Raw genomic sequence first — 6,868 nt, 5'->3', positions numbered from 1 at the left:
TGCTTGAGAAGGTGAATGCCGGTGAATAAAACATGGGCCTGAATAAAGCGGGTTTCTAAGCGGCTAACGGGCGAGGTAAGCCGACCGCCGCAGGCGGGTCGGCTTGAGCGCCGGGTTAGAGCAACCCATTTTCCCGAAGCGTTTGCTCACCGTATGGTGTTAGCTTTAAAACACCCTGAAGGTCTGGAAAAATGAAGCCAAATTGCTGCATTCTATAGAGAGCTTCTTCGGGCACGCTTTTGCCATTTACCCAATCTACGAGCGCCAAAATTATCGGAGAAACCTTTGGTTTAGAGATTTCAGCTTTATAGTCATCGATATTAGGAAGCGTGTTAATTGGAGGATTTATCTGACGCTTAATATATATTTCAGGCTCAAGTGACAGAGAATTTCCAAAAGGATCAACAACTTGAACGCCATGGATTTCTCCGCTTTCTAAGCATTGAACATACAGGCCCGTATAACTACTCATCTTACTTCTCCATAAAATTTATAATTCATAACTAACGAAAAAGATAAGCCGCCCGCAGTATGCGGGTCGGCTTGAGCGCCGGGTTAGACCCAAAGCCAAAGCGCAAAAACGAAAGTGACCGCACAGGCCACGGACTACGGAAAAAAGAGCTGCCTGCGCTTGCTGCACAAGGGCTAGAGGCCAAAAAGGCTTGAAACTGGGACAACCCATGCAGGCGAAGCCCGAGCGAACGCCAAACACCCAGCGGATAAACGCTTGCGAGGGTAAATGGCGTTTGAATATTCATGGGCTGAAATGAGCAGGAATAAAAGGCAGGCTAACGGGCGAGGTAAGCCGACCGCCGTAGGCGGGTCGGCTTGACCGAAATGTTAGAGCCAGAAGCCAAAACCGATAACCTGAATTTGGCGACGGGCATGAACTGCGAAAAAGCACAGCGCCACCGAGGCTGCGCAGCACTACGAAAAAAATAGCTGCTTACGCTTGCTGCACAAGGGCCAGAGGCCAAAAAGACCACAAACCAGCGTAACGCCAGCAGGCGAAGCCCAGAGAAACGACAAACCAAGCGCTGCACAACGCTTGAGAAATTGAATGCCGTTTGAATAAGCATGGGCAAAATAAATTGGTTTTCAGTGGTGCTAACGGGCGAGGTAAGCCGACCGCCGTAGGCGGGTCGGCTTGACCGAAATGTTAGAACCAGAAGCCAAAACAGGTAACGCGAATTTGGCGACGGGCGCGAACTGTGAAAAAGCGCTGCGCCACCGAGGCAGCGCAGCGCTTAAAAAATGAAACTGGCGCAGAAAATACAGGCGAAGCCCGGAGAAACGACAAACCAAGCGCTGAACAGCGCTTGAGAAATTAAATGCCGTTTGAAAAAGCATGGGCTTGAATAAAGCAGGTTTTCTGTGGTGCTAACGGCCAAGGTAAGCGGCTGGCTGAAAGCCAGTCCGCTTGAGCGCAGAGTTAGACCCGAAGGCCAAAAGGGAGCGCCCAGCGTTGAAGACGTGCGCGGCCCATGAAAAAGCGCTGGGCCACGGAAGCGGCGCAGCGCTGCAAGAAGGATAGCTGGTGGCGCTTGCTGCACAAGCGCTGGAGGCCCAAAAGGCTAGAAAGCCTTTGGAACAGGGCGGAGCGCTGGAACAGGTGGGTGCGCGCATAGAGCGGGTGATGGGACTAACGGCCAAGGTAAGCGGCCCGCCGTAGGCGGGTCCGCTTGACCGCCGGGTTAGACCCGCCGGGGTTTGAAAAAGCGCCGCGCACCCGCAAAACGCTACCAAAGAAAGAGCTGCTAGCGCAAGCGGGACGGGAGCTAGAGGCCAAAAAGGCTTGAAAACTGCGCAACGATTGCAGGCGAAGCCCAGCGCAACGGCCAAGCGCCAAAGGCTGAACCTTTGCGATGGACAAAACGCTGGAATAAATAGCGGCCTGCATAAAGCGGGAATATGAAGGGACTAACGAAAAAGCTAAGCCGCCCGCAGTATGCGGGTCGGCTTGAGCGCCGGGTTAGACCCAAAGCGCAAAAACGAAAGTGACCGCACAGGCCACGGACTACGAAAAAAAGAGCTGCTAGCGCTTACTGGACAAGGGCTAGAGGCCAAAAAGGCTTGAAACTGGCACGACCCACGCAGGCGAAGCCCGAGCGAACGCCAAACACCCAGCGGATAAACGCTTGCGAAGGTAAATGGCACTTGAATATTCATGGGCTGAAATGAGCAGGAATAAAAAGCAGGCTAACGGACAAAGTAAGCTGCCCGCCTTTGGCGGGTCAGCTTGACTGCCGGGTTAGACCCAGCAGGATGGAAGACAACGCAGCCCCCAAGAGAGACTGCGCGAGCAAGGTGTGACCATAGCCTGCGGGCTGTAACGAGGCAAGAGCCGAATGGCCCGAACCCACGCAGGCGCAGCCCCGCAGAGCGACCGAACGCCAGCGGCAAAACCTGCGAATGAACGACAGCGGGCAAAGCAACCATGGGCTGTGAAGTGGGCACGCAAACGCGCGGCAGGCTAACACCTGAGTTAAGCCGCGCCTCGAAGCGGCGTCGGCTTGAACGAATTGTTAGGCTATGCCTGCATCTACTGATTTGGTTGCGGCTTGGTTGCGCCGCGAACCAATGATCGAATGAAAGCAATGAGCATGCCACCTGTCAGCATGCCTAAGAAGTAGGTGCCTAAGGTCAACAGCGATAAAGGCAACGTCGCTGAAGAAGAAAGGAGGGAAACCGTCGCACTGCCGCTATTTTGGACCATGAATGTGACGACGACGAGTGTCATGAGGATGACGATTGCAAGATACAGATAGCGCATTTAGCTCTCCTTGAAGATTACGTACTGTTGGATGCAAAGCCTAACGAACAAGATAAGCCGCCCGCAGTATGCGGGTCGGCTTGAGCGCCGGGTTAGACCCAAAGCGCAAAAACGAAAGTGACCGCACAGGCCACAGACTACGAAAACCAGAGCTGCCTACGCTTGCTGCGCAAGGGCTACAGGCCAAAAAGGCTTGAAACTGGCACAGCCTACGCAGGCGAAGCCCGAGCGAACGCCAAACACCCAGCGGATAAACGTTTGCGAGGGTAAATGGCGTTTGAATATTCATGGGCTGAAATGAGCAGGAATAAAAAGCAGGCTAACGAACCAAGGTAAGCGGCGGCGAAGCCGTCCGCTTGACCGCAGAGTTAGACCCGAAGGCCAAAAGGGAGCGCCCTGCCTTGAAGAGGTGCGCAGCCCAAGAAAAAGCGCTGGGCCACGAAAGCGGCGCAGCACTGCAAGAATGATAGCTGGTGGTGCTTGGCTGGCAAGCGCTGGATGCCAAAAAGGCAGATAAGCCTTTGGAACAGGGCCGAGCGCTGAAATAAGTGGCTGCGCGCATAAAGCGGGTGATGGGACTAACGAACGAAAGTAAGCCGCCCGCCGAAGGCGGGTCGGCTTGACTGCCCGGTTAGACCCAGAAGCCAAAACGGGAAACCCCAAATTGACGATGGGCGCAAACCACGAAAAAACAGTGCGCCACCGAGGCGACGCACTGCTTGAAAAATGATAGCTGGTGGCGCTTGCCGCACAAGGGCTAGAGGCCAAAAAGGCTTGAAAACAGCGCAGCGCCCCAAGGCGAAGCCCGGCACACGGTAAAAACCCAGCGAATAAACGCTTGAGAAAATAAATGCCGGTGAATAAAGCATGGGGCTGAATAAAGCAGGTTTTTCGCAGGCTAACGAACGAAAGTAAGCCGCCTGCCGAAGGCAGGTCGGCTTGACTGCCCGGTTAGACCCAGAAGCCAAAACGGGAAGCCCCAAATTGACGACGGGCGCAAACCACGAAAAAGCAGTGTGCCACGGAGGCGACGCACTGCTTGAAAAATGATAGCTGGTGACGCTTGCTGCACAACGGCTAGAGGCCAAAAAGACTTGAACTGGCGCAGCGCCCCAAGGCGAAGCCCGGCACACGGCAAAAACCCAACGAATAAACGCTTGAGAAGGTAAATGCCGGTGAATAAACCATTGGCTTAAATAATGCGGGATTCTAAGAGGCTAACAGCCAAGGTAAGCGGCCCGCAGAATGCGGGTCCGCTTGACCGCAGAGTTAGACCCGAAGGCCAAAAAGGGGCGCCCTGACTTGAAGACGGGCACAACCCACGCAAAAGCGCTGCGCCACGGAAGCGGCGAAGCGCTGCAAAAATGATAGCTGGTGGCGCTTGCTGCACAAGCGCTGGCGGCCAAAAAGGCTTGGAAGCCTTTGGAACAGGGCGGAGCGCTGGAACAGGTGGGTGCGCGCATAAAGCGGGTGATGGGACTAACGGCCAAGGTAAGCGGCTGGCTGAAAGCCAGTCCGCTTGAGCGCAGAGTTAGACCCGAAGGCCAAAAAGGGGCGCCCTGACTTGAAGACGGGCACAACCCACGCAAAAGCGCTGGGCCACGGAAGCGGCGCAGCGCTACAAGAAAGATAGCAGGTGGCGCTGGATAAACGGGCGCTAGAGGCCAAAAAGGCTTGAACCTGCCGAAGCGAACGCAGGCGAAGCCCCGCAGAGCGCCAAAACCCCCAAGGAGAAACCTTGGAGAAAGGCAAAGCGCTGGAGTTAATGGCGGCCTGCATGACGCGGAATGTGAAGGGACTAACGGCCAAGGTAAGCGGCTGGCTGAAAGCCAGTCCGCTTGAGCGCAGAGTTAGACCCGAAGGCCAAAAGGGGGCGCCCAGACTTGGACAAGGGCGCAGCCCAAGAAAAACCGCTGGGCCACGGAAGCGGCGCAGCGCTGCAAGAAGGATAGCTGGTGGCGCTTGCTGCACAGGCGCTGGAGGCCAAAAAGGCTTGAAAGCCTTTGGAACAGGGCGGAGCGCTGGAACAGGTGGCTGCGCGCATGAAACGGGTGATGGGACTAACTAGAATTAGACAGCCTAATTTCTCAAAAATCAGACCGCCTATTACAAAAAAATTTCCCTACCTCCCTCTGAGAAAAAATTAGGCACCCCTAAAAAATTCCAGACGAAGCACCTACCCATCATCCAAACTTTTGTTACACCCGCCTTACAAACCCTTACTTCACCCATTCCTCTTGCCGTTCGCGCACCACGTCTTTTAAAAAGCGCCGCACGGCCTGAAGCGGGGCTCGGTTTTGGCTTCTTCGGGCATGCGCATCCAGAAGGTGCGGGTAAAGCAGGCTTGCCAGCAAATCGTCCACGCAATGAATAAAACGGTAGCGGCGTAAATCGTCACTGTACGCCACCGCCGCAAAAAAGCGCCAATGATCCCAATCCATGCGTAGCAGTGCATCTGTGCTTTTTTGCAGATAAAAACTGCACAAACGCCTATTGCTCTATCAAATTTGCACACTACCATGGGCTTATCGATTTTGTTTATCCGGCTTTAGACCGGTTTTTTTCACCCTCCAGGAGACATTGCGCAATGAGCATCCCTACCGTCAAGCTACTTATCAACGGCGAATTTGTTGAATCCAAAACCACCCAGTGGCGTGATGTGGTGAATCCCGCTACGCAAGAAGTGCTGGCCCGCGTGCCTTTTGCTACGCAGGACGAGATCAACGCCGCGGTGGCTGCGGCCAAGGAAGCGTTCAAGACGTGGAAGAAAACCCCCATTGGTGCCCGCGCCCGCATTTTTTTGAAGCTGCAGCAGCTGATTCGCGAAAACATGGGCGAGCTGGCCGCGTTGCTGACGGCTGAACAGGGCAAAACCCTGCCCGACGCAGAGGGCGACGTGTTCCGTGGCCTGGAGGTGGTGGAGCACGCCAGCGCCATCGGCAATCTGCAGCTGGGCGAGCTGGCCAACAACGTGGCCGGTGGTGTCGATACCTACACGCTGCTGCAGCCGCTGGGCGTGTGCGCGGGGATTACGCCGTTTAACTTCCCGGCGATGATTCCGCTGTGGATGTTCCCCATGGCGATTGCCACGGGCAATACCTTTGTGCTCAAGCCGTCTGAGCAAGACCCGATGGTGACCATGCGCCTGTGCGAGCTGGCACTGCAAGCCGGGATTCCGGCCGGGGTGCTGAACGTGATTCACGGCGGCGAGGATGCGGTAAACGCCATTTGCGACCACAAGGACATCAAGGCGATTAGCTTTGTGGGCTCGACCCACGTGGGCACGCATGTGTACAACCGCGCCAGCCTGAACGGCAAGCGCGTGCAATGCATGATGGGCGCAAAAAACCACGCCATCGTGCTGCCCGATGCGAATAAAGAGCAAACCCTGAACGCCATTGCCGGTGCCGCCTTTGGCGCAGCGGGCCAGCGCTGCATGGCCCTGCCGGTGGTGATGCTGGTGGGCGAGGCGCAGCAGTGGCTGCCCGACCTGATCGCCAAAGCCAAAACGCTGAAAATCAGCGGCGGCAATGAGCCGGGCACCGATGTGGGCCCGGTGATTTCGTGCAGCGCTTTGAGCCGCATTGAGGGCCTGATTGAGCGCGGCATTGCCGATGGTGCCAAGCTGGAGCTGGATGGCCGCAAGCCCACGGTGCCCGGCTACGAAAAGGGCAACTTTGTCGGCCCGACCATCTTCAGCGGCGTGAAGCCCGGCATGAGCGTGTACGACCAAGAAATTTTTGGCCCCGTGCTGTGCGTGGTCGAGGCGGCCACGCTGGATGAGGCCATCGAGTTCATCAACGCCAACCCCAACGGCAACGGCACGGCCATCTTTACCCAGTCGGGCGGCGCAGCGCGCAAGTTCCAGGAAGAGATCGACGTGGGCCAGGTGGGCATCAACGTGCCCGTGCCGGTGCCCGTGCCGCTGTTCTCGTTCACCGGCAGCCGCGCCTCGAAGCTGGGCGATCTGGGCCCCTACGGCAAGCAAGTGGTGCTGTTCTACACCCAGACCAAAACGGTGACGGCCCGCTGGTTTGACGACAGCACCCTGAGCCACGGCGTAAACACCACGATCAGCTTGAAATAAGCCAGCCC

The 6,868-nt window shown here is 56.3% G+C and carries 16 protein-coding genes and 2 pseudogenes; 1 reads left to right on the top strand and 17 read right to left on the bottom strand.

The window, feature by feature from the left end; genetic code table 11:
- Nucleotides 1-63: 63 nt before the first annotated feature.
- The 17 genes and pseudogenes from ACFO24_RS08225 to ACFO24_RS08145 form a co-directional block, all read right to left on the bottom strand.
- On the bottom strand, nucleotides 64-129 hold the full coding sequence (locus tag ACFO24_RS08225; protein WP_377737889.1) for a DUF1010 domain-containing protein: 66 nt from the start codon (nucleotides 127-129) through the stop codon (nucleotides 64-66).
- Complete coding sequence (locus ACFO24_RS08220) at nucleotides 116-472, bottom strand: hypothetical protein (protein WP_377737880.1); 357 nt, start codon at nucleotides 470-472, stop codon at nucleotides 116-118. The genes ACFO24_RS08225 and ACFO24_RS08220 overlap by 14 nt, the downstream gene beginning before the upstream one ends.
- 31 nt (nucleotides 473-503) lie before the next feature.
- The gene (locus ACFO24_RS08215) at nucleotides 504-758 is read right to left on the bottom strand and encodes a DUF1010 domain-containing protein (RefSeq protein WP_106701886.1); all 255 of its coding nucleotides are present in this window, start codon (nucleotides 756-758) and stop codon (nucleotides 504-506) included.
- A 30-nt stretch (nucleotides 759-788) separates the two neighbouring features.
- The gene (locus ACFO24_RS08210) at nucleotides 789-1,079 is read right to left on the bottom strand and encodes a DUF1010 domain-containing protein (RefSeq protein WP_377737879.1); all 291 of its coding nucleotides are present in this window, start codon (nucleotides 1,077-1,079) and stop codon (nucleotides 789-791) included.
- A 28-nt stretch (nucleotides 1,080-1,107) separates the two neighbouring features.
- Nucleotides 1,108-1,350 (bottom strand): DUF1010 domain-containing protein, encoded by a 243-nt coding sequence (locus tag ACFO24_RS08205; protein WP_377737878.1) that lies wholly within the window; start codon nucleotides 1,348-1,350, stop codon nucleotides 1,108-1,110.
- 30 nt (nucleotides 1,351-1,380) lie between these two features.
- Complete coding sequence (locus tag ACFO24_RS08200) at nucleotides 1,381-1,626, bottom strand: DUF1010 domain-containing protein (protein WP_377737325.1); 246 nt, start codon at nucleotides 1,624-1,626, stop codon at nucleotides 1,381-1,383.
- Nucleotides 1,627-1,642: 16 nt separating this feature from the next.
- Entirely contained in the window at nucleotides 1,643-1,900 is a 258-nt protein-coding gene (locus tag ACFO24_RS08195) for a DUF1010 domain-containing protein (protein ID WP_333489918.1), read from the bottom strand.
- 32 nt (nucleotides 1,901-1,932) lie between these two features.
- Nucleotides 1,933-2,169: a DUF1010 domain-containing protein gene (locus ACFO24_RS08190; protein WP_377737877.1), complete on the bottom strand. Its 237-nt coding sequence runs from the start codon at nucleotides 2,167-2,169 to the stop codon at nucleotides 1,933-1,935.
- Between the two features lie 373 nt (nucleotides 2,170-2,542).
- On the bottom strand, nucleotides 2,543-2,773 hold the full coding sequence (locus tag ACFO24_RS08185; RefSeq protein WP_111864150.1) for a LapA family protein: 231 nt from the start codon (nucleotides 2,771-2,773) through the stop codon (nucleotides 2,543-2,545).
- Between the two features lie 40 nt (nucleotides 2,774-2,813).
- On the bottom strand, nucleotides 2,814-3,062 hold the full coding sequence (locus tag ACFO24_RS08180; RefSeq protein ID WP_377737876.1) for a DUF1010 domain-containing protein: 249 nt from the start codon (nucleotides 3,060-3,062) through the stop codon (nucleotides 2,814-2,816).
- A 30-nt stretch (nucleotides 3,063-3,092) separates the two neighbouring features.
- Complete coding sequence (locus ACFO24_RS08175) at nucleotides 3,093-3,335, bottom strand: DUF1010 domain-containing protein (RefSeq protein WP_377737875.1); 243 nt, start codon at nucleotides 3,333-3,335, stop codon at nucleotides 3,093-3,095.
- Nucleotides 3,336-3,370: 35 nt separating this feature from the next.
- Nucleotides 3,371-3,541 (bottom strand): annotated as a pseudogene (locus tag ACFO24_RS08170) (DUF1010 domain-containing protein); the annotation flags it as partial.
- Nucleotides 3,542-3,690: 149 nt separating this feature from the next.
- A pseudogene (locus tag ACFO24_RS08165) lies at nucleotides 3,691-3,906 on the bottom strand (DUF1010 domain-containing protein); the annotation flags it as partial.
- Nucleotides 3,907-3,990: 84 nt separating this feature from the next.
- A complete protein-coding gene (locus tag ACFO24_RS08160) occupies nucleotides 3,991-4,236 on the bottom strand; it encodes a DUF1010 domain-containing protein (RefSeq protein WP_377737874.1) in 246 nt (81 codons plus the stop codon).
- Between the two features lie 16 nt (nucleotides 4,237-4,252).
- Complete coding sequence (locus ACFO24_RS08155) at nucleotides 4,253-4,552, bottom strand: DUF1010 domain-containing protein (RefSeq protein WP_377737873.1); 300 nt, start codon at nucleotides 4,550-4,552, stop codon at nucleotides 4,253-4,255.
- Nucleotides 4,553-4,571: 19 nt separating this feature from the next.
- Nucleotides 4,572-4,817 carry a DUF1010 domain-containing protein gene (locus ACFO24_RS08150; protein WP_377737872.1) on the bottom strand — a complete coding sequence of 82 codons (246 nt, stop codon included), beginning with the start codon at nucleotides 4,815-4,817 and terminating at the stop codon, nucleotides 4,572-4,574.
- 175 nt (nucleotides 4,818-4,992) lie between these two features.
- Complete coding sequence (locus tag ACFO24_RS08145; protein ID WP_377737871.1) at nucleotides 4,993-5,214, bottom strand: hypothetical protein; 222 nt, start codon at nucleotides 5,212-5,214, stop codon at nucleotides 4,993-4,995.
- A 146-nt stretch (nucleotides 5,215-5,360) separates the two neighbouring features.
- Between ACFO24_RS08145 and ACFO24_RS08140 the strand changes: the two genes are divergently transcribed.
- The gene (locus tag ACFO24_RS08140; protein ID WP_377737869.1) at nucleotides 5,361-6,860 is read left to right on the top strand and encodes a CoA-acylating methylmalonate-semialdehyde dehydrogenase; all 1,500 of its coding nucleotides are present in this window, start codon (nucleotides 5,361-5,363) and stop codon (nucleotides 6,858-6,860) included.
- The last annotated feature ends 8 nt before the right edge of the window (nucleotides 6,861-6,868 follow it).

Source organism: Comamonas denitrificans (genome assembly GCF_042654745.1).
Taxonomy (GTDB): Bacteria; Pseudomonadota; Gammaproteobacteria; order Burkholderiales; family Burkholderiaceae_C; genus Comamonas; species Comamonas denitrificans.
This window is presented reverse-complemented; position numbering and strand designations above follow the sequence as displayed.